The 21,170-nt window shown below is 56.7% G+C and carries 16 protein-coding genes; 7 read left to right on the forward strand and 9 right to left on the reverse strand.

Going from position 1 to position 21,170, the window contains the following annotated elements:
- Window positions 1-755: 755 nt before the first annotated feature.
- Window positions 756-3,830: a hypothetical protein gene (locus VFU50_09260; protein ID HEU5233036.1), complete on the reverse strand. Its 3,075-nt coding sequence runs from the start codon at window positions 3,828-3,830 to the stop codon at window positions 756-758.
- 555 nt (window positions 3,831-4,385) lie between these two features.
- A complete protein-coding gene (locus VFU50_09265) occupies window positions 4,386-4,916 on the reverse strand; it encodes an ankyrin repeat domain-containing protein (protein ID HEU5233037.1) in 531 nt (176 codons plus the stop codon).
- Window positions 4,917-5,089: 173 nt separating this feature from the next.
- Between VFU50_09265 and VFU50_09270 the strand changes: the two genes are divergently transcribed.
- Window positions 5,090-5,965, forward strand: coding sequence for an alpha/beta hydrolase (locus VFU50_09270; GenBank protein HEU5233038.1), 876 nt, complete (start codon window positions 5,090-5,092; stop codon window positions 5,963-5,965).
- A 129-nt stretch (window positions 5,966-6,094) separates the two neighbouring features.
- Here VFU50_09270 and VFU50_09275 read toward each other — a convergent pair whose 3' ends face one another.
- The 4 genes from VFU50_09275 to VFU50_09290 all read right to left on the reverse strand — a co-directional run bounded on the left by VFU50_09275 (window position 6,095) and on the right by VFU50_09290 (window position 11,003).
- Entirely contained in the window at window positions 6,095-7,675 is a 1,581-nt protein-coding gene (locus VFU50_09275) for an alpha/beta hydrolase-fold protein (protein ID HEU5233039.1), read from the reverse strand.
- A gap of 163 nt (window positions 7,676-7,838) precedes the next feature.
- Window positions 7,839-8,993, reverse strand: coding sequence for a VWA domain-containing protein (locus VFU50_09280; protein HEU5233040.1), 1,155 nt, complete (start codon window positions 8,991-8,993; stop codon window positions 7,839-7,841).
- A 58-nt stretch (window positions 8,994-9,051) separates the two neighbouring features.
- The gene (locus VFU50_09285) at window positions 9,052-9,879 is read right to left on the reverse strand and encodes a hypothetical protein (GenBank protein HEU5233041.1); all 828 of its coding nucleotides are present in this window, start codon (window positions 9,877-9,879) and stop codon (window positions 9,052-9,054) included.
- Window positions 9,876-11,003 (reverse strand): peptidoglycan recognition family protein, encoded by a 1,128-nt coding sequence (locus VFU50_09290; GenBank protein HEU5233042.1) that lies wholly within the window; start codon window positions 11,001-11,003, stop codon window positions 9,876-9,878. The genes VFU50_09285 and VFU50_09290 overlap by 4 nt, the downstream gene beginning before the upstream one ends.
- Window positions 11,004-11,292: 289 nt before the next feature.
- Between VFU50_09290 and VFU50_09295 the strand changes: the two genes are divergently transcribed.
- Together VFU50_09295 and VFU50_09300 are read left to right on the forward strand one after the other, a co-directional pair.
- A complete protein-coding gene (locus VFU50_09295) occupies window positions 11,293-12,615 on the forward strand; it encodes a GAF domain-containing protein (protein HEU5233043.1) in 1,323 nt (440 codons plus the stop codon).
- Between the two features lie 235 nt (window positions 12,616-12,850).
- The gene (locus tag VFU50_09300; GenBank protein HEU5233044.1) at window positions 12,851-13,831 is read left to right on the forward strand and encodes a PAS domain-containing protein; all 981 of its coding nucleotides are present in this window, start codon (window positions 12,851-12,853) and stop codon (window positions 13,829-13,831) included.
- A gap of 617 nt (window positions 13,832-14,448) precedes the next feature.
- Here the strand turns inward: VFU50_09300 and VFU50_09305 are convergent.
- Entirely contained in the window at window positions 14,449-15,714 is a 1,266-nt protein-coding gene (locus VFU50_09305; protein ID HEU5233045.1) for an MFS transporter, read from the reverse strand.
- 141 nt (window positions 15,715-15,855) lie between these two features.
- Here VFU50_09305 and VFU50_09310 point away from each other — a divergent pair, with 141 nt between their 5' ends.
- From VFU50_09310 to VFU50_09325, 4 genes are all read left to right on the forward strand, one after another.
- Window positions 15,856-16,581: a cytochrome c biogenesis protein CcdA gene (locus tag VFU50_09310; GenBank protein ID HEU5233046.1), complete on the forward strand. Its 726-nt coding sequence runs from the start codon at window positions 15,856-15,858 to the stop codon at window positions 16,579-16,581.
- Between the two features lie 35 nt (window positions 16,582-16,616).
- On the forward strand, window positions 16,617-17,216 hold the full coding sequence (locus VFU50_09315) for a TlpA disulfide reductase family protein (GenBank protein HEU5233047.1): 600 nt from the start codon (window positions 16,617-16,619) through the stop codon (window positions 17,214-17,216).
- 18 nt (window positions 17,217-17,234) lie between these two features.
- Window positions 17,235-17,750 carry a protein-disulfide reductase DsbD domain-containing protein gene (locus VFU50_09320; GenBank protein ID HEU5233048.1) on the forward strand — a complete coding sequence of 172 codons (516 nt, stop codon included), beginning with the start codon at window positions 17,235-17,237 and terminating at the stop codon, window positions 17,748-17,750.
- Window positions 17,751-17,872: 122 nt separating this feature from the next.
- The gene (locus VFU50_09325; GenBank protein ID HEU5233049.1) at window positions 17,873-18,751 is read left to right on the forward strand and encodes an aldo/keto reductase; all 879 of its coding nucleotides are present in this window, start codon (window positions 17,873-17,875) and stop codon (window positions 18,749-18,751) included.
- A gap of 47 nt (window positions 18,752-18,798) precedes the next feature.
- Here VFU50_09325 and VFU50_09330 read toward each other — a convergent pair whose 3' ends face one another.
- Both VFU50_09330 and VFU50_09335 read right to left on the reverse strand, forming a co-directional pair.
- Window positions 18,799-19,905 carry a metallophosphoesterase gene (locus VFU50_09330; protein ID HEU5233050.1) on the reverse strand — a complete coding sequence of 369 codons (1,107 nt, stop codon included), beginning with the start codon at window positions 19,903-19,905 and terminating at the stop codon, window positions 18,799-18,801.
- A gap of 234 nt (window positions 19,906-20,139) precedes the next feature.
- Window positions 20,140-21,147 (reverse strand): alpha/beta fold hydrolase, encoded by a 1,008-nt coding sequence (locus VFU50_09335; GenBank protein HEU5233051.1) that lies wholly within the window; start codon window positions 21,145-21,147, stop codon window positions 20,140-20,142.
- Window positions 21,148-21,170 lie beyond the last annotated feature (23 nt).

Below are 21,170 nucleotides of genomic sequence, written 5' to 3' on the forward strand. Positions count from 1 at the left end.
GCGGCACATCCCGATTGGTCCTGAATGCGTTGAAAGCAAATGCAACCCGCCAACTGCGGCAAGACCGCTGCTGGGAAGATTCGAGCAGTCCGTGGTCCGGCGGAGGAAGCAGGCGTTATGTGTGGACCGAAGCGGGTCTGCAACGTGCCATCGACTACGTCATCAATGGGCAGGATGGCGAGGTACCAGACAACTTGCGTTAATCAAGGGAGTCGACACTCGGCAATCGCTGTGAACAAACTTCTAAACTGCTGAGCTGCTAGCTGACTGCAAACAGCAGCGGCAAGCCTTTCATCCTGAGTCGCGTTTGCGCAAAGGATCTCCCGGGATGCTTATGCCTAACACGCGCTTACGAGGCTCTTTGGTCAATTGCCTGGGTTTTGGCGAAGGAGCCATACCGGCGGCATTTCAGTCGGAAATATTGCGGGAGATCCTTCGCCAAAATGCGGCTCAGGATGACAAGTTATAGGAGGGGTAAAACCTGGTGACGACGGGACGTTCCCAAAAACTACGGCAAAGGCTTGGACTATTTTCGCCCGCGGAGGTTCAGGCACCCATAATCCAGCGAGAATGGCGGATCGTCTTCTGCAGCCTGCGCTGTAAGAAATCCGGCGACGAAATCCGGTAACCAGTCTCTCCCGTTTTCCCAAATGCGGAATCAAAAACTTACAAATCGCGCTATGCCTGTTACTTGTTGATTCCTGATTCGGGAATCATTTATCTCTGACAGGTCGCAGGCCGTTCCCCTTTCGCCATCACCTGACGATCAACGTGACTGGCATACTTACCGGTTGTACGCTTGAATTGGAGCTGGTAGCGGTCATTGTGATCGTGTAGGTTCCGGGTGGCGTTCCGGGCGTTGCGGGTGGTGGTGGTGGCGGAGCAGAACCTCCGCCGCAGCTGATGCAGAGCAGCGCGGCGAATGCGCCAATCGCAAAGAACCTCCGTGGAATGTGCCTCCTGGCTCTGTTCCCGTGAGCAGGCAGAACCATTGCCAGCAGGCAGACAGCCCACACCGGCCAAGCATGGCCGCCGAAGTTATCCAAGGGAGACCCGAGCGTCGGCCCAGGCGCCAATTGGGCACGAGCGGCGGTGGTAGTCACGGTCATCGTCGAAGAGTTGCCGGAACTCGGGTTCGGGCTGAAACTTGCCGTAGCCGATGCCGGCAATCCGGTAACACTAAAGGTCAAATTATCGACGAAACCTGCACTCCGCGAAATTGTTACGGTGTAAGTCGTGAGGGAGCCGGCGGAGACAATCTGAGAAGGAGGCGTGGCGGCCAGACTAAAAAGTGGGCCCCCGGGCGTAACCGTAAAGCTGGCAGCGCTGGTCGTGGTCCCATCCAGCGTTGTGACCGTGATGGGACCCGTGGTACTCCCGAAGGGAACTGTCGTCGTGACCGTCCCGGAGTTGCTCACCGTGAATGTAGCCACCCTTCCACCAAAAAAAACGCCTCTGGCCCCAGTTAAGTTCGTGCCGGTAATCGTGACACCCGTTCCAGCCGGACCGTTGGCCGGTGTAAAGGACACGATGGCTGGCGTAACCGTAAAGCGCGTCGTGGTTTTCAAAGGCCCGCTGCCAGGCGTGGTGACCGTGATGGGGCCTGTGGTGGCCCCGCCGGGAACTGTCGTCGCGATTGTTCCGGAGGGGCTGACTGTGAACGTAGACGCCACTCCGTTAAACGAAACAGCTGTGGCTCCGGTGAAGGCCGTGCCGGTAATCGTCACACCCGTTCCAACGGGACCGAAAGTCGGGGTAAACGGGCTGAAGCTGATGCCTTCCAGGAAGGCGATGATGTCGTCGGTGGCGGTGGGCCCAATCGCCGCAGTATTGATCTGGCCGGAAAACGCCGCACCTGGCGAGGTGTTGAAGAAAGACGAGTTATAAAACGCGAGCACATCTTGCAATGTGGCTGCGGAGCCGTCGTGGAAGAACGGACCCAGGTTGGCGATGTTGAAAAGCTGGCGGACGACGAACGCACGCGACCCGCAGGGTGTGCCCTCGCAGGGAAGGTTGTCGACTCCAGCCGAGTTGATGGTCTGGTTCACCACACCAGTGTCGAATAGCGCTCCATCGGTGAGAACCGTCCCGCTGTGGCAAAACGAGCACTCGGCCGCGCCGAAAAAATCATTAAAGCCTCGCTGTTGCGCGGCCGTGACCACGAACCGGCTTAAATTGAACTTGTTCGGATCGTTTCCTGCCGGGAACTCCTGCGCACGCATGAACGCTTCCAGGGCGGCCAACTCATCAGATGTCGGCAGCCGGAAATCTGGGGCCGATCCACCGCTGTTCCGAGCCAGCGTCCGCGGGAAGTGCTGGATGATGGCTCCCGTCGCGAACGATTGCAGATCGCTGAAGTTGCCGCCGAGTCCAAACGGGCCAAATCTTTCGCTCAGGTTCAGTAGGTGGGGAGACTTGCGGAACACGGGCGCGGTCGTCGTTGGGGAAAAGCCATCGATGTTTTCCAGAATGAGGCCACGGCCTTGAGGGAAGTTCAGCGTATCCAGGCTCGTCCTCATCCGCTTCGGATCTTCCAGGCCGAGCACAGACGAACCTGAGATAGCGCCGAGACTTCCTGCGGTGATGCTCGCGACGGTTCCCGTACACGAGTTGCTGTCGCTCACTGTGCCGGACAAGGCCGGGTTCATGCCGCCGTAGACAAGATAGGTGGTCGGTGAAACCTGCGTCAGCACCTTGGCTGTCGCTCCGCTTCCACTCGTTAGCATGCCCTGCAACGTTCCAATGCATGGCGCCGCGCTCGACACCGTGTCGCTCAGAACCAGCGTGTTGAGATTGAAGTCATAGCCGGCATCGAAGCTGGACGGCTTCATCTCGCCGACAAACAGCGGATCAAACGTCGTGGAGACGGTATTGAATCGCGACTGGATATTGCTCGGCGTCAGCGCGAAATTCAGGCTCGCTATGTGACAAGTTGCGCAGGTCCGCCCATTGCCCTGAAACGTCTCGAAGTTGAAAAGGTTCCCGCCCTGGTCGACTTGGGTTGCTACCGGGATGGTGAGCGTCTGTCCCGCATCGTTCGTCGGTGTAGGTGTCGTATTGATGGCGAAATCGGAGTTAGGGACGGAACCGCAAGAGGTAGAGGTGCGTTTCAGGCTGACCGTATTCATGATGGGAAGGGCGGCCGCCGGAGGACCTGCTACAACAGCGCCGTTGCAGCCGCCGGAGTCAGTTCCCGTTTGGGCAGCAGGAAAGCTCCCGTAAGCAACGCAGTCGGTTCGAGAAGACGCGTTGGGGTTCAACGGATTGTTCGTGAAGCACACCATCCCACCAATCGGGTTGAGGAGCGGCGGCATAATGAAATCGGGAGTCGGTGCTCCAGTCAGGTTGGCAAAGTCCTGGGTCGCAATCAACTGCGGGTGAGTATCAGCGGGCACATCGTGCGGGAATCTGAACTTGCCAGTTTCTCTTCCCGCAGCGTCGAAAAACTGTAGCATCACCCTCGATTGAGTCTCGGTAGCCTGCGGGCCCCATAAGTTGCCGCCCCCCTCCTGCTGGATAACGATAAATTGGACTTTGGAGTTGCCATTGACGCCGGCCATGATCTCCTGAATATGGTTCTGTTCATCGCTCGCAACAGCGCGACTCGGAGACAGCAGAAGAACCAAGCCGATCGCCAGGGTATAGGCGAATTGCAGATTCGTGTTCCGGTTAGTCAAGTCTTTGGCCTGCCATTTTCCGTGTTCGTCATACATGGCAGATCCTTGCAACCGGGACTTCCATTTGCTTGAGTGATCTTTAGCGTTAGGGGGAATGCTGCCGGAAGTCGAGCCGCTTATTTCCGTCGGCGTGAGTGTGAACATACTCGTCACTCCATCTTTATCCTCCAACGAGCGCGGTGACTGGCTTTAGCTTGTAGTTCATGGCAAGTTAAGTTTGCTTTCATGTCCTACTGAAAGCCCGGTTTCCGCAGACACGTTTGAGGACTTAGTCTTTCCCGAAGCAGTACGAGTCATATGCACTTGCGCGGAAGAGACAAGCGAGCGACCTTTTACCATATTGGAAAGCGCTAGTCGATAACTAGAAAGTAATTAGCTGCGAGATCAATACGACAAATGCGGGACAGGGTGTGGCAAGAAGAAGCTGCTAAGCCTCTAGCTCCTGGCTATTAGCTAAACACAGATTTTTCGCAATCTATGCCTGCTCTTTGTAATGTCAACGGAAGTTAGCGTCGGTTACGCGTGGATCGACAGTGCGGGCGGCTGTCCGACTATTCCTAATTTGGAACCCGCGTGGGTGGCTCCGTTCATCGCGATTTTCCGTCACTGGGATGCTCTTCGTTGAGAGTTCCAAATTGTTGACGAGGACCCGTCTTCGTCTCGAATGGAACACAGTGAACCTGCCGGCGCTCGCCAATCAATCATTTCTCACGACGCACCATATCGTCTCAGTAAAGCATCGATATCGCGTCTTTCGGTCGGATAACCTGCCTCGTGCACGCGAGCACCGGCGGCCAGCAACTCCTCAATGATAGTGAGATGATCGGCTCGAGGTTCATTGACAGCCGACCATACTGCCGTACCCAGAACAGTACCGTCGTACATTGAGCGAGACTCAAGCGGCACTTTGTGGCGAATCAGCAAACGTACGGCTTCCAGTTGGCCTCGATTAGCAGCCCAATGAATAGCGTCCAACCCGGTGCTTGCTCCGCCCGCAGGTGAAACTCCCCTATTCAGCAAGTACTCAGCAACTTCGGTTCGGCCATTGAAACATGCGCAGGTAAGCGCTTCTGCGAGTTCTTGGTCGTGACCGCGAAACAGCCCTTGTTCCACCCACTGTTCGATTTGTGGCCGCGAGCCCTTTACGCTTTGGAACAGGGGATCAAGATGTGAAAAATCACCTCGTTTGAGGCCGCGCAACGCATCATCCCACGCCGCATTGTTTTTGGAAGTCTGCATGAGCATCGGCAGCCTAGCTCAACCCGCCGGACACATCAAGCACGGTTTACCGCCGACAGCTTAAAAGCCTACTTCCATGGGAATCACCCAAGCGAATCGCGTACCGGTCAAAATCATTGACACCGAGTCTCAACCCGCTTCGCAGACGTGACTCACTGCTAAACTATGCGCCCATGAAACGATTCCTTCGAGTTCTTTGCCTGGTAGGGTTTCTGACCACTCTCGGCGCCGCTCAAGATGTGATTCCCCTTTATCCTGGCACGCCGCCTGGCTCCGTGCAGGAGAGTTATCCCGAGAAAGAATACTTCTCGAAGCTTTGGAACACGGACGTCGTTGCCAACGTGACCAAGCCAAGCTTGATGGTTTTTAAACCTTCTCCAGAGTTGAGAAACGGTACCGCGCTGGTGATTTGCCCTGGTGGCGGTTTCGTGGCATTGTCCATCAGCAGCGAGGGCACCGATGTGGCCAGGTACATGGCTGCGAGAGGCGTGACCGCTTTCGTGTTGAAGTATCGCCTCGCTCATACCGGCGAGGATGCCACACAGGAATTTGCCGCGATGATGGCCAACGGAAAGTTCCGGGAGACGACTTCAAAGGTGGTTCCGCTCGCCATGGCCGACGGATTAGCGGCGGTCACTTATGTTCGGCAACACGCGTCAGAATGGGGTGTTTCCCCGGATCGCGTGGGTATCATTGGATTCTCCGCGGGTGGGGCGGTGACTGCGGGAGTTGCATTCCATTACTCGCCTGAAAGCCGGCCTGCCTTCGTCGCACCCATCTACGCGGGTGGGGAAAGATTTGACGATGCAGTCGTGCCGGCAGATGCGCCTCCCATGTTCGTCGCCGCTGCAACCGATGACAATCTCGGACTCGCTCCGCAGAGCGTTGCTTTGTACCAGAAGTGGCTGGCGGCTCACAAATCGGCTGAACTGCATATGTACGCTAAGGGCGGCCACGGCTTCGGAATGCACAAGCACAACTTGCCTACAGATCATTGGATCGACCGGTTCGCCGAGTGGCTCGAGTTAGAAGGTTGGTTAAAGAAATAGCCTTCCGGCTGAACACTTTTTTGAACTCTCGTCGCAGAGAAGAACATGTTGGACGAGCTCAGATATCAGGGACCACGAATTGGCTGGCAGCCGGTAGCCTGTATCCGGTAGTCGAAATGTGAGCACCCGTCAGTGCGCCGCTCTCGCGACCGCGTACATCTCCTTTGCGATCTGCTTCATCAGTGCCATGCGGTCGCCGTTGGCTTCGTAGAGATCCCCGTGTGTCTTGCCGGGAAGATAAGTGAAGTGAGCGTCTGCGCCGACTTTCTCCAGCGCTTTCTGCAAGAGGCGAGCCGACTCGTCCAGATGGAAGGTGTCGGCCGTGCCTACGATCAGGTGGATCTTTCCTTTTAGATCGCGGGCATTTTTGGGCCACTCGCGTTCCACTTTCTTGGCTATGTCGTAGTGTTCTGCCCAGTACTTGATTACTTCAAGATTTACTTCGCCGGTGTCGCGGTCGAACATCTGCATCGGCGCTCCGCTTGCCGACTTCGGCGAGAAGACCCAGTCGAACGACGCCATCTGCCCTCCATAAGGACCGAGCACCGTTTCCTGCTCCGCGAAGCCTTCGAACGATGCCACGTCTTTGCCGCCCATGCGCACCAGCATGTACGGAGAGCCGTCGGTCTCGCGATAGACATTCGCATGCGCCGCGTAGAGATCTGGGCCGGTAAAGTTGTGGAAGTCCGACGGATCGGGCGACGTGGACCAGGTGCCTCCGAAGATTTTTGGATATGCGACCTGCAGCCACAGCGTTGCCCATCCTCCGCTGGAGTGGCCGTTGAGGAAGCGTCCGCTCGGTTTGGCGTCCATGCGGTACTTGTGTTCCAGCATGGGAATAAATTCCGCGGTGAGCGCGCGTCCCCAGGGACCGTTGTTGACCGAGTCGGCGAATTCGACGCATCCGGTGGGGAACGATTCGTCGAGCATGACGAAGATCATCGGCGGAATCGAGCCCTCTTCCATCATCTTGCGTATCCCGGCGGCTCGCGATGCAATGTTCTCCGCGTTCCCGCCAAATCCATGCGTCCAGTAAACGGTGGGATAGGTCTCCTTCCCATTTCCGTACTTCGGCGGGAGCACAACATAAGCGGTGATGAACACCGGGCGCCCCCAGAACCGGGTGAGATCGGCGCTTTCAAAGTGCACGGGCTCGACGCCGGCCACGAGCGACGGCGGCTTCCATTGAGGATCGTCATTCGCAAATCGAGCCACGCCTTTGCGCTCGGATTCGAGCGTGACACGAACCGGCGCGGTCATGTTCGCGGGATGGAAAGCGCTCAGCGTCGCGACTGCACTTTGAAGATCTCCGCCGGTGATCTCATAGTTGTAGGCGTGGTGGATGTCGAGCAGCGCCTGCACCTGGTAATCGCCGTCCGGCGCCTGGCTGAACGGCTTCGGATATGCAATGTCGTCGGCATCGACATCGATCGACGATCCGGGAGCGAGCGACTCAACCTCGCGCGCCGCGATCCACGTCTCTCCGGGGATAAAGCCGGGCCCGAGTTCCTTCTCGCCGCTGCCTTTGCGCAGGAAGATGAGCAGGCGTCCGGACTGACGCTCGTGAAAGCCGGAGCCAAGCGTCACACGAAAAAAGAGGTGGTGCGCCGGCGCAGAACTCTGCTCACTTTGGGGAGCAGCGGGTTGTTGTCCGGAAAGAATGAAGGCGAACAGAAGAACGGAAAGACCTAAGGCGCGCTTGCGTAGCATCGCGGAATGATAGCAGCGAGAGAAAAGAGGAGGCATAGGAAAAACAGCAAAGACTTCAGGAAGGCCTTCCGCCTGTCACCGTCTTTTTGTCACCATTTTTTTCTGGCCCACTGTTTCAAAGAAAAGCCGACTGCCAATGCATGCTTAGAAGCGGGAGGTCGTCTTAGTCGTAGTATCCATCTCTGGTTTGGACGATGTCGTTCTTTTCTTTGGAGGCTAGATGGATCTTGTGATACGACTCTGTTCCATTATGGTCCGGAGTGTATCCCAGGCTGTATTGATTGCGCAGCTCCTGTTCAATTTGGGAATAGATTTGATCGATCGGCTGTTTTTTGGAGATCTCGAACATGCGTCCGCCGGTTTCTTTTGCCATGCGCTCCAGCACCTTCTTGCCGTCTTCATGCGATTCCTGCGGATAGCCGCCGCGACCTGCGCGGGGGCCGCCCATGCCGCCTAGGCCGCCCCATCCACCGTGTCCGCCGCGGCCGAATCCACCAAAGTTGCCCGGGTCCTCGCCTTTGAAGTAAATGCAATACACGATCGTGTCTGCGCGCTGCGCAGACTCGATTGCGCTGACGAGCGAGGTCTTGCTGCCGCGGTCGTCTCCATCGGTCAGCAGGATGAGCGCTTTGCGTCCTTTTTGTTTCTGCATTAGCTCATCGGAGGCAAGAAAGACGGCGTCATAGAGCAGCGTTCCACCACCGCCAAAATGATGATGACCGCCTCGGGCTCCGCCCGGATATCCGGTTGGTGATCCGCCCGAACTCTGGTTGTCATCGCGCGAACTGGGTTCAATCTGATCGGTAGCCGAAGCCAGCTTCTGCTTCGACGAAGTCAGATCCTGCAGCAGCTCGACCTGGCGATCAAAATGAATCACAAACGCCGCGTCTTTCTCTTCACGCACGAGCTGATCAAGAAAACTGACACTTGCGCTGCGCTCGTCGGGCAAATCCTTCAGCGTGCTCATGCTGGTATCGACGAGCAAACCCAGCTTCAACGGCATGTCGCTCTCGCGCGTGAAGTACTTGATCGTTTGCGGACGCCCGTCTTCCTCCAACGTGAAATCATCTTTAGAGAGATTGTTGATGATTTGTCCGTGCTTGTTGCGCACAGTCGCAAGCAGGTTCACGACCTTCACTTCGGCCGAATACCTGGGAGTATCGGATTGCGCACCGGCCGAGGGCGATGCCGTATTGTCATCGGCGTCTTGGGCAAAGCCAACCGAGAGAAAAGCAGTAGAAATCACCAACACTAGCGCGAACCACCGCCGCCTCGCGCCGAGCGATACAGGGACAGAACAGCGAGTTGCTGAAAACATTGAGAGCTCTAAGTAGCTCTAACCGGAATTGGAAGAAAAAGTTGTGAGGCTTTCGGAGTCACTGGCCGGTCGCGGAACCTTGACGGGTTGCCGGCACCGGGACGTGAGATTTTGGTTTGGTCGTTTGAACCTGTGTCGTTGCGAGCTTCGGGGATTTTGCAAAGATCGGTGGCTTTGGCGTGTTCCTAACGGCGACAACGGTATTCGGCGTCCGCCGTCCCAGACAGCCGCCGCGGCAGGCTGCCAGCTTCGAGGCGCATGACCATGTACATCCGCGAACGACTACTTTGCCGTCCCGCAACATCCGGGGCTGGCAGCACGCCCAGGAGCCTGGGTGACAAGCGAGGGCGACGTATCCTCCAGAGATCGCCTGAAATTGCGTGATGACCGAGAGCATGCGCGTATTTACAAGCTGTTCCTCGCGGCTCCAGGCCGGAACGGTTGGCGCCTTTTGCGCATGAAGCAACGCTGTTTTCACTGAAGATACCTTTGCGTGAAGATCGCGGAAGAGAGTGGCTCCATAGGCTTGATGCCGGTTGCGATATCTCTGCTCGGCGCGCGACGAAATTGCGAGTAATTGGCGGACTCTTTGCAGACGGTCTCGCGATTGCTTCGAATGCTGAAGTTGTCGCAGCAATTGTTTCTGTCGCCCCACCTTGCGAACTCGATGAAACTTGTGTGCGGAAGCACTGAGCTTTTGATTCTCCTCGTCGATCGATGTGAGGCGGTTGTCAATACTTTGAAAAAGGAGCAGTGGCACATCTGAGTTCGAGGCCTGTCGCATGCCGGCGCGTTTTGCATGAATCGCCCCGGCTGATGCCGCCACGGTCGCGAGCCACAGCAGTGTGAAGAGGAGGGCGCATATGCGAATCACGCTGGGCTTCATGATCCCGCTCCAGATTCACGGCTCACTGCCGCCAACACAGTATTGAATTCGAAGCCCTCTCCCGGGCACTCCGTTCGCGAGACGGCGTTATGAAGCATGATGCGCTGCAGTGGAATCGAATACTTTTGCCGCAAGTAGCAACACAATCGAATCAGCGCTGCCATTTGCGCCTTTGTCGGTCGCGCCGCTACGCGCGTGCCTGCGGAACTCGTGTGTGAACTGAAATCGCCTACCAGGGCGATGCCGAGATACGAGTTGTATCCTCGCGCGTGCGCGCCCTCGCAGCGCTCCGGACGACCGCTCACAACCCGCCCATCGGGCAAAATCAGATAGTGGTACGCGATGTGATAGACCTTCCCAAAACAGGAAATCTCGTACCCGCGCGCATAGTGAAACCGGTCGAGAGCGCGTTCGGCCTCCGGCAGATCTCCGCCGGGGATCAGAACGGAATGGTGAATGATGATGCCGGCTGGAGTAATAGTGTTGAAAAACGACGCAACATCCACGCGGTAGAAACTGGTCACGGACGATGACATAGTGCCGTCGCCGAGCAGTTGAGCGCTGTCGAGCGGATGTCCGTATAACTGCTGCGTCTCCCCCGCATTAAGTGAGATCTTTCCTTTGGGCGGAAGGGCGCTCCGCAGCTCGCCGTTCGCGATCGAGTAACCGAAGACATCGCGGCTGGCCGTCACCTGGTCCAGAATGGCGTGCTTCGAGCGCGTCGGCCCCGGCGAAATTCGCAGAGGAGAGCGAAGTTCCAGGTTGCCGGAAATGAGGCGCCGCCGAGCGCGATCACTCAGAACCAGGACGTAGAGGTCAGATTTGAGTGGCGCTGTCGAGGAGGAAAGCAGGTTCACAACTACCGGACTTGTCCACTGCCTTTCAGAATTTCGACACGACGCAAAACCTTGCAGGGCAGCTGTGTCGCGTTCCTGAAATGGGAATACTACCAGACAGGCGGTGCGATTCAAAATCGCGTCAGGTACGGCGAATGCAGGCTGCGAAATGAGCTTTTCCATCTCGTCGCCGATCCGATGCAGTCGCTCTTCTGTGGCGGAGAGTTTGGCCGGCTGTGCAACCGGTGGAGCACTTGAGCTGCGTGGCAGCTCTGGCGGCGGTGGCACTATGACCTGGGATCTCTGCGGCTTGCCGCAAGCCATCAAAAGCGCGACAACTGCGAGAACTACGGCTTGAGCAGATCTGAAAAGAAAATCACGCATGCTCGACGAAACTTGTCACAGGTTGTGTTTGTAGAAGAAGCGGCAGAGTGGGGCGGGGATGCTCAGCGGCAACGAGAATCGCGAGCTACTGTTTCGACATCAGCAAGTTTTGAAAATTGTCCCGGAACTCGGGCCTCCATAAGAGCGAACGGCCAGTCATACTAATCGGGGCTCACGGCTGCTATAGATCGGCATGGGAAATCTGGCAAGCAATTGGCGCGATCAGAGTTTGCAGGCGTTTTCTGCCGACGCGCCCTGGACGGCAGGCAATCTCGAAGGACTGGCTGAAGAGTTACTTGCAAATATTACCGCCAGCGGAGTCGCGATCGTGCGCGAAGATCCTGAAACGGCGGGAAGTCTGGTCTGTGTAGTCAGTCTTGGCACGTGCGTACCGCCGCGTGCAGCGCGTGTAGATCCGAGTTCGGGAATTTCTGGGCGATGCATTCGCGAACGCCGCACCCAGCGCTGCTACGACAGCCGCATAGATCCGCGGGTGGAGCGGGCTGCCAGCGAGCGGCTCGGAATACGATCCCTGGTCGCCGTTCCACTGGTGGTTGACTCACGTTGCATTGGCCTTATCGAAGCTGTTTCCGATCGGCCTGGACACTTCGATGAAGCGAGAGCAGCGGTCGTGGAGAGTGCGGCGAACCGGGCAACAGCACTCCTCGCTGCACAACAGAACTCTTCAGAGTTGCTCAGCGACCATCTTGCAGGATTAACGTACAGGCAAGCAGAGCACGCAATCGACGCTCCTGTTGCTATCCGGGAAGCTGAGGAAAGACCAGCAGAAAACATTCATGTGGATCGCTCCGTCGCGAATGGCCAGACACATTTGCAATCCGCCGACTGGGAGGGAAGTGCACGGAGGCGCTTTTTGCCATGGTCGGCGCTGATCGCGGCGGCATTGTTGGCGGCTTGGGTGAGTTTCTACCTGGTGCACCAACACACAGACCACCGCATCGCGAACTCTCAGCAGAGGACGCAGGCTTTGCCGTCTCGCATACCGGCGGTTCCAGCTATCAGTCCGAAGCAGGAGACGGCAACTCCTCTTACCGGCAAGGTCACTGGAAGTCAGGCGGTTCCGCATCTTGTCGTGGCCGACGGAGCCAAACGTGGCGTGATCTCCGACCAGATTCGTCTAGCTCAGGCATACATGAGTGGTGATGGCGTACCCAAAAGCCGGGAGAAAGCAGCCAGTTGGTACATCATTGCCGGAGAAAAGGGAAGCGCCGGAGCGAAACGGCGGTCCATTGAAGTCACTCGCGGCATGGCGCCGGCCGAGATTGCGCGAATCCGGTTCGACGTCGCGAAGATGCATATGGATGGCATCGGAACTCGGAAAGATTACATCGCTGCCTACACGTGGTTCGAACTGTCGAAGGCCGCCGGTGACATCCGCGTAGAACACGAGGAAGAAATCTTGCGGACCAGGATGCAACCGGATCAGGTGCAGGAAGGGAAGCAGCGCGCATCCATTTGGCTGCAATCCCATTTACGGAAAACACATCGCCACTGATCCACGTTTGTCTGCGGCGTCTTTGCCTAATGGCGAAAGCTAGTGACAGAAAACCTAGTAAACCAGCGAATCAGGCGAAGTATCCGTATCGCAAGGCGGCTCGGTTCTCTCGCAGGCGTTGTGGCATATCGCTGCTCTGCGGCCGCTCTGCGATCACAACCCCCACGGTTTCAGCATCTAAGACTGTCGTATCGTCACCCAACCCGAGCTGCGGACCGGCGGGGCAGGAAAGTCTATGCCGTTCAAAGAGCAGGAACTCATCTTGGCCCAGCAATTGGCTGGTCTCGCCATATGGGAATGGCATGTAGAAAGCGACGAGCTGAAATGGCTTCCTGGCAGCGTGCCTCTCTTTGGGCGTCCAATATGCGAGATCGCACATCGCAAGGATGCTCCGCAGCCTGTTTACGAAGAAGATCGCGTGCGCGTGCAGAATGCAGTTCGGAAGGCGGTGGACGAAGGCGGAGATTTTGATGTCGAGTACCGCGTTCAATGGCCAAATAGAGAAGTTCATTGGATTCGCACACGCGGTCGCATGGTCCAACATCCCGAGCGCGGCAAACTTCTCATCGGAGTGACGCAGGACACAACAGAGACAAAAAATAGAGAGCAGGCACTGGAGGCTCAGGCTCGCCTGCTAGATCTCGCGTATGAGCCCATTCTGGTCCGCGATGCTCAGGACAGAATTACTTTCTGGAACAAAGGCGCCGAACGACTGTACGGCTACACATCCAAAGAAGCGCTCGGCGAAAGGAGCCACGACCTTCTTTGCACCAAATTTCCCGATTCCCTGGAGCAAATTGAAGCTCAGCTTGCCAAGCATACATCGTGGGAGGGCGAGCTCGTTCACCGCACCAAAGATCGGCGGCTCATTCACGTAGCCACTAGATGGCAGCGACTTTCCGACAAAGAAATGTGGACACTGGAAACTAACTTCGACCTTTCCCACCAGAAAGCATTGCAGGTCGCTAAAGTTTGGGAGGAGAAGGCGAAGTTGATCGGGGAACTGTCACACGAGATCAACAATCCCCTTGCTGCGGCTACCAATGCCACCTACATGCTAAGGAGTGGATCCGATCACCCTGTGCAGTACGTCGACATCCTTGAGGAGTCGATCAATAGAATCGCGCGGTTCATTCGCAAGTCGAACGAGCTGCACGAGAAAGCGAGAGCCCACGAGCACCGCCTGGTGCAAGAAAATGGCGATCAACTTCAGTAATTCTGACGTATCTAAGAACTGCCTTAGAAAATGCGCGCTGACCTGCCGTGCCCAGTTTTTTCCGGAACGCCTGAACAAACCTGGGGACATACTCTCGCCAGTTCCCAAGCAGGAATCGTTCTCTTAAGCCTTGGTAGCCCAGACGTAGAGGAACTGGGCGTCGGCCGCCGTGTGCCAGGGGGCGATCTAACTTGTGGCTTGCGCGGTCAGCGCCGAGCGAACGTTTTCCGTGGAATCGCTCAATTTGTCGAGTGGGACCTTGAGCGCTTCACCATCTTTCAACTCGGCCAGTTCCCTCTAGTCCACTCGGTTCACTTTTACCAGCGCGACGAGGCCCTGATAGCGCGCCCGCACAAAATTGTCATACGGCGCTTGCGAGAGGCAATTCCGCGGTGATCGTTGCGACACAAGAACATCGCGCACAGCTCTCGTCCTCGCAAGCTCCTATTTCGGGATTCTCTGAATCGTTTACTCCGGATCGTCCTCCGTCCCGGCTAACAGATTTAGCTGTTTACTCGCGGTTCGCGAGAAAGCAGCTGCGAAGCCACGAAGGCTGAACACCCGTTCGCTACCGCGGACGGTGCCGATTACACCCGCTTCGTGGCTTCGCGGCTTGGTTATCCGGCAGCGGCTATCGCCTTTTCCTCCGGCTTGGGATCGCGCAGCCACAGGTAACCGGCTGTCGTCAATACCGTTAGCAGAACGGCGCTATAGAAGAACAGGCGCCGGATGCCGATCATGTCGGCCAAGGATCCGGAGAGAACCAGGCCTAGCAGTTGTGAGAGCGAAAAGACGGCCATGAAGCTGCTGCTCACGCGTCCCAGCATATCTGGCGGGGTCTCCTGTTGCATTAACGTCTGGGCGGGCACAACGATGAACGCGATCGCGAAGCCGATTCCGAACATGCTCGCGCCGGCCAGAAGAGATGTTTTGAACAGAGCCAGCACAAATGTTGCGAACGACAGGCCGAAGATTCCGGAAAGCGCTACGTATTTCTTGGAAAGCCCTTTCGCAACTGCATTGACGGTCTGCGTGCCTACGATGAGTCCGACTCCAATCATGGCGCTGATCAGTCCGAAGGCGCGCGTGCCGGCATGGAGCTGGTCGCGCACGTAAACGGAGATCAGAGGACTGAAGCAACTGAGGACGAACATCGCCGTCATCATGGCGATCATGACAAACGAGATCGCCGGATGCGTGAGGATGAATCGAGATCCGGCGGTGTAGTCGCGCATGAGGCCGTGGACAGATTTTTCGCCTGCTCCACTTTTCTGGCTAACGATTCGCATCACGACGATGGTCGAGAGCATGGCGGCGGAGAAGATAAAACTTACAGTATCGAGGTAGAAGCAGGAGCTCTCGCCGAGCCAGTAGACGAGCAGTCCGGCAGCAGCGGGCGCAATGATACGCATCGTGTAGAACGCTTGCGACATGAGCGCGTTGGCCGAAAGCAGTCCGTGAACGGGAACGAGCGTGCGCAGGGTTACGGACTGCGCTGGTCCGAAGAAGCTCGAGACCGTGCTTACGAGCAGGAAGATCACGTAGATGTGCTCGAGGCGCGTGACGAAGACCAGTCCCAAAATGAGAACGGCGCGGATCAGGTCGCTCGCGATCATGGTGCGCTTCACGTTCCAGCGATCGACGAAGACGCCGGCGAGCGGCGCGACGATGGTGATCGGGATGATGTAGGCGATCATCACGTTCGTCACTTGCAGAGGCGTGCCATGCCAGCGAAACGTGATCAGGTTGATGACGCCGAAGATAGCGAGGAAGTCACCGAGGATGCTGACCCCCTGTGCGAACCAAAGCCGTTTGAACCCTGAAATTTTCAGGGCATCGCGCATGGAAAGCGGTGCAGGCGAAGTTACAGTGTTAGCGGACACGATACCTCCCAGTCGCCTCATGGGGCGCTGTTGTGGTTTAGTCAGTTGATTTTGTGTTTTTGTGCCGAGCGGTTGGCGGTTGGGACATGATAGCCCACAAATGCCATGGGCGGTTCGCTGCGGCCTGTAAAATTGCGCTATATGCAGACTCTTCCACTGGCACTAACGGCGTTCTTGGCCGGGATCGTGTCGTTTCTTTCGCCGTGCGTCCTCCCACTCGTCCCAGGATATATTTCGCTCATTTCCGGCGCTTCGGTGGACGAGCTGCGCGACGAACAGGCGTCGAATCACATGCGCGCGGTGATGGTGAACTCCATTACCTTCATTCTTGGGTTCACGGTCGTCTTTGTGGCTCTGGGAGCTACGGCCACTTCTGTCGGCAGGCTGCTACGTGAATATAAAGGTCTGCTCGGGCAGATCGCCGGGGCGATCATCATCATCTTTGGCCTGCACCTGACCGGCATCCTGAAGATCAGCGCGCTCTACGCTGACAAGCGCATGCACACCGCAGGTACGGGCAAGACTGCATGGGGATCGTTCGTGGTGGGCTTCGCGTTTGCTTTTGGCTGGACTCCTTGCATTGGCCCAATTCTGGCCGCCATCCTGGCGATAGCAGCATCCCAACAAACAGTGTCGAAAGGCATTGTCCTGCTGGCCATCTACTCGCTCGGGCTGGCGGTGCCGTTTCTGCTGACATCTCTGGGGATCGACCGTTTTCTCGCTTTCTACGGACGATTCCGGCGGCATCTGCACGCAGTAGAAGTCGCCAGTGGAGTGCTGCTGATTGTCATCGGCGCGCTCTTTGTGACACGCCATTTCACAGTACTTTCCGGCTACTTGGGCTTTCTCAACCGCTTTGCACTGTGAAACAGAAGTGAGATGATTTTATTAGGAGACCTTTTGTGAGACGTAACGCTGCCGCCATTGTGATCATTTCCCTTGTAGTCGTAGTCATGATTTATGCGGGCGTTAAGAACTCGCGGCCGAAGGCGTCGGCAATGATTGGCAATCCGCAGCCGCTGGTTTATGGCCAGAGCAACGGCAAAGAAGCTCCTGACTTCGTACTCAAAGATCTCGACGGCAAGCAGGTGAGGCTCTCAGATTTTCGTGGTAAAGCTGTTCTGTTGAATTTTTGGGCGACATGGTGTGGACCGTGCAAAGTAGAGATGCCCTGGTTCGTGGATTTCCAGAAGCAGTATGGGCCGCAGGGGCTGGAGATTGTAGGCGTAGCGCTCGACGATTCCGGCAAAGATGAAATCCAGAAATTCGCCAAAGAGATGGGCGTGAACTACACCGTACTGCAAGGACAGGACGATGTTGGCGATGCTTACGGCGCAGTCGGACTTCCCACCACTTTTTACATCGATCGCAGCGGCAAGATCGTGGATTCCGCCTCAGGCCTGGTGAGTCGCAGCGAGATTGAAGACAACATCAAGAAGGCGCTGGCGGAGGGAAAGTCTGAAGCAGCCACGGCCAACCCTCCGGCTAAGTCGGCTTCTTAGCATCGGCAGGTACCCACTTTGGAGTCACGCAAGCTCTTCTCGTTAACAACGCTGGCGGTACTGATTCTGGCGGTCTGCGCGATTGCGGCCGATCAACCGCGCTCCGCGCATGTTTACGTCAATTTCGAAGGCGCGTCTTCTGCAAGCGTTACACCCGGCAAGCCCGCCGACGTAGATCTGAAATTTCGGGTGAAAGATGGCTTCCACGTCAACTCCAACAAGCCCAATTCGGAACTGCTGATTCCAACCACGCTGAAGCTCTCGCCGCCGAGAGATCTTTCTGCGGCAGCCATCAGCTTCCCGCAGGGCAAAGACATTTCGTTTCCCTTCGACCCCAGCGAGAAACTCAACGTCTATTCCGAGGCATTCACGGTGAAAGCGAAGCTACTCGCCGCACGCGCAGCCCAGGCCGGAAACTTCACTGTCCACGGCGAGCTGCGCTATCAGGCTTGCAGCGACAATGCATGTTATCCGCCCAAGACTGTTCCGTTTCAATTTGATGTTCATGTGGTCGGCGCCTCGGCAAAACGGTAGGACGGCTCTCCGCAAAGTCCGCACATCCGCTAACTAGATCGCCAGAGTCATAGCTTTTCCTCGCTTACGGCCGTGTGGGCCCACCTTTCGCAACTGATGAGCGGATGAAATAATTAGCAGTCATGAACAGAAAGCAAGTGTCGGCAGCCTCGGCCGGACAGGTTTCGCTCGGACGCGAGCTGCGCGTCCATCGCCTCGGATACGGAGCCATGCGTCTCACCGGCGAGGGCATCTGGGGAGCTCCGCGCGACCGGAATCAGGCTCTTGCGGTTTTGCGGCGCGCCATCGAGCTCGAAGTCAACTTTATCGATACTGCCGATTCGTATGGCCCGAACGTGAGCGAAGAGCTCATCGCGGAAGCGTTTTTCCCGTATCCCAAGGGGCTGGTCATCGCGACCAAGGGCGGCTGGCTGCGCCCTGGTCCGAATCAATGGACGCACAACGCTACTCCCACGCACCTGCGCAAAGCCGTAGAAGGCAGTCTGAAACGATTGCGAGTCGAGCGTATCGATGTATACCAATTGCACATACCCGACCCAATCGTCTCGTTGGAAGCTTCGATGGCGACGCTCGCTGATCTGCGCGAGCAGGGGAAGATTCGTGAAGTGGCGCTATCAAACGTGACGCAAGAGCACATCGAGCGCGCACGCAAGATCGTGCCCATCGTCTCCGTCCAGAACCGCTATAGCTTTGCCGATCGCGAGTGGGACTACGTCGTCGATTATTGTGAGAAGAACGGCATCGCATTCATCCCGTGGTTCCCGCTGGGCGCGGGCAAGGTCGCCGGTGACGCGCTTAATAAAGTTGCAAAGCAGCACCAGGCAAGGCCGATGCAGATCGCCCTTGCGTGGCTTCTGCGGCGCTCTCCAGTGATGCTTCCCATTCCGGGAACAAGCTCGATTGAACATCTGGAAGAGAACGTGGCGGCAGCTTCCGTGCACCTGACCCAAGCAGAATTCGAGAGCCTTGCAGGCGTACCGCAGTTGGTTGCGACAAGATAAGGGATCTAGAAGAACAGGAGCAGCTCTGAGCTAACGTTGCCGAGGTCTCACTCGAATTCGAGCATGACGATCTCGGGATTCGAGCCCAGGCGCAGCGGCGGTCCCCAGGTTCCCGCGCCGCTCGAAGTAAATACCTGCATTTTCCCGATTCGGGATAACCCATAGACAAATTCGCGGTAAACGCGGCGCGCCATCCAGCTCCAGGGAATGAATTGGCCGAGATGGGTGTGGCCGGAGAGCTGCAGCGAGACGCCGGCAGCCTCAGCCACGTCAGGATGATCGGGGGCATGCGTCAAAAGAATGCTGGCGCGATCACGGTCGAGGCCAACCGTGTGCAGCACGGAAGCAAAGCGGCTGTGTTGCACGGCGTTTCGATATGGAACGCCGATAATCTGCAAGCCATCTACTTCCACCTTTTCATTGCTCAGCACGCGGACACCCGCCGCCGCAACGGCGTTCAGGAATTTACTGTCATCGCCGAACTGTTCGTGATTGCCTGCCACGAAATATACGCCTTGCGGAACTAGAAGTTTCTTCAACGGCTCTGCCGCTTGTTGAGCGTCAATGGCAGTGCCGTCGTACAGATCGCCGGCAATAAAGACCGCATCCGGCTCTTCCTTCAAAATCTTGGTAACCATGCGTCGCAGGAAGCTGCCGTTGCGGACGTGGCCAAGATGCACGTCGCTGATCAAGGCAGCCTTCCGTCCGCGCCACGCGTCCGGCAGATTCGCGAGACGGACAGTCGTGCGCGTGATCCGCGTGAAGCTTGCGTTGAACATGCCGTAAATTCCCACGACGATCGCAGCCGCCAAAAGAACTTCTACAAGCTGATGAAAGTTGATACTCAATCCCGCCAGTCGCGTTATGCCCAAAATGAACCAAGACAGCAACGCTGCGATAAAGATAAAACTGAGCAAGCCCAGCCAGACTGCAGAAGCCCGATACAGGACGCGAACAAACGCATTCGTATATCGAAACGCCAGCAACGAGCTGCCAATGAAGCTGACCGACAACACACCGAGAATGAGTTTCAATCCGGAGGTAGCGCTGTGCGGAGCCGTAAATGTCCAAGTTTCATACAGAAGGAAGTGCGCCAGGAACAGGATGGATTGAATGACTGCGATGAAACGAATCAACTCTTTTCTGGAATGCATACTGTTGATAAAAAGATGATTTCAGAGTAGCCGAAGATGCGAAAACAGGCTCCGAAAACTCCTGAACGCTAAGCTGCTGAGCTAAGTTCAAGATCGACCGTACCACATTCGCCACGTTTGAGCGTACACAGTGGATCACAGCGCATGGTGGCCATCGTGGCGGCCGTAGTCGCGGCTGCAATTTTCCGGAACACCCTTGCTTCATTCCGTCTCCCAGTCGCCCCGCCATCGTTTTCATTGCGCAAGAAAGTCGCGCGCACGCCGATCGATCTTCTGGGCTTCACAAGCACTCGTGAGATGTCCGCAAGGAGAATCAACCTGCATGAGTTCGGCGTGCAGCAGCTTGGCAAAATCAATCGCCGGCTGCGGCGTTACTGTGTGGTCCTCAGGAGAGACTATGACCAGCACCTTGGCTTTCACAGTGGCTGCGGCGCGTTCCATCGATCCACCAAACGGCGCGGATACGTTGAGAGCCATCATGGCCTGGGCTTGGCGGATGTGATTGTTCGCATCCTGTCCTGGCTCGCGGGTTTCTTTCTCAATGGATGGAAGCACGTCTTCGCGTTTGTGTTCGGAGTTGTAACGTTCGGGAGTGGAGAGCACGAGGCCTCCGATTTCGAATTGCACGGCACGCGAGGGATTCTCTTTGTAGTTGCCGTGGTTCCATCCGGCATCGCTCTCAATGCCATCGATCTCGAGCTGCCATAAGAGTAGATCGTACGGTGCAAGTCTGGGTGAGCCCACAATGGGAATGGCAACATCCATGAAGTCGGGATACGCGACCATCCACTGGAACGTCTGCATGCCTCCCATCGAAATACCCATTACGGCGCGTAGATGCGGAATGTGCAGCACCTGTGTCAAAAGCTGATGCTGCGTGTTCACCATGTCGCGAATGGTAATTTTGGGAAATTGCATTCGCGGCTGCAGCTGGCTGTTCGACGGCGACGATGAGACGCCATTCGAGAGTGCGTCCGCAAGAATGACGTAGTACTTCGCAGGATCGACCAGACCCTCAGGTCCTACAGACGACATGAGCTGTTCGGTCGTGCCACCTGCCCATGTGGGAATCAGTACAGCATTCGATTTCTCAGAATTCAGGGTGCCGAAGGTGCGATAGCCAATGCGGCAATCCCGGAGCGCTTCTCCGCTCTCGAGTTTGACGTCGCCGAGAGAAGCGAATTGGAGTTGTTGAGCGGCAGCCGAAGCAATGAGCATCAACGCGCACAGAATCAATTTCATGCAGGGCATGATACGCGAGGAGT

The organism is Terriglobales bacterium (genome assembly GCA_035764005.1).
Lineage (GTDB): Bacteria > Acidobacteriota > Terriglobia > Terriglobales > Acidobacteriaceae > Gp1-AA112.

Coding starts and splice junctions, on each gene's coding strand:
- VFU50_09265 (HEU5233037.1), bottom strand. CDS start 4,916: ATGCAGACTTCCAAAAACAATGCGGCGTGGGATGATGCGTTGCGCGGC.
- VFU50_09270 (HEU5233038.1), top strand. CDS start 5,090: ATGAAACGATTCCTTCGAGTTCTTTGCCTGGTAGGGTTTCTGACCACT.
- VFU50_09275 (HEU5233039.1), bottom strand. CDS start 7,675: ATGCTACGCAAGCGCGCCTTAGGTCTTTCCGTTCTTCTGTTCGCCTTC.
- VFU50_09280 (HEU5233040.1), bottom strand. CDS start 8,993: ATGTTTTCAGCAACTCGCTGTTCTGTCCCTGTATCGCTCGGCGCGAGG.
- VFU50_09285 (HEU5233041.1), bottom strand. CDS start 9,879: ATGAAGCCCAGCGTGATTCGCATATGCGCCCTCCTCTTCACACTGCTG.
- VFU50_09295 (HEU5233043.1), top strand. CDS start 11,293: ATGGGAAATCTGGCAAGCAATTGGCGCGATCAGAGTTTGCAGGCGTTT.
- VFU50_09300 (HEU5233044.1), top strand. CDS start 12,851: ATGCCGTTCAAAGAGCAGGAACTCATCTTGGCCCAGCAATTGGCTGGT.
- VFU50_09310 (HEU5233046.1), top strand. CDS start 15,856: ATGCAGACTCTTCCACTGGCACTAACGGCGTTCTTGGCCGGGATCGTG.
- VFU50_09325 (HEU5233049.1), top strand. CDS start 17,873: ATGAACAGAAAGCAAGTGTCGGCAGCCTCGGCCGGACAGGTTTCGCTC.
- VFU50_09330 (HEU5233050.1), bottom strand. CDS start 19,905: ATGCATTCCAGAAAAGAGTTGATTCGTTTCATCGCAGTCATTCAATCC.
- VFU50_09335 (HEU5233051.1), bottom strand. CDS start 21,147: ATGAAATTGATTCTGTGCGCGTTGATGCTCATTGCTTCGGCTGCCGCT.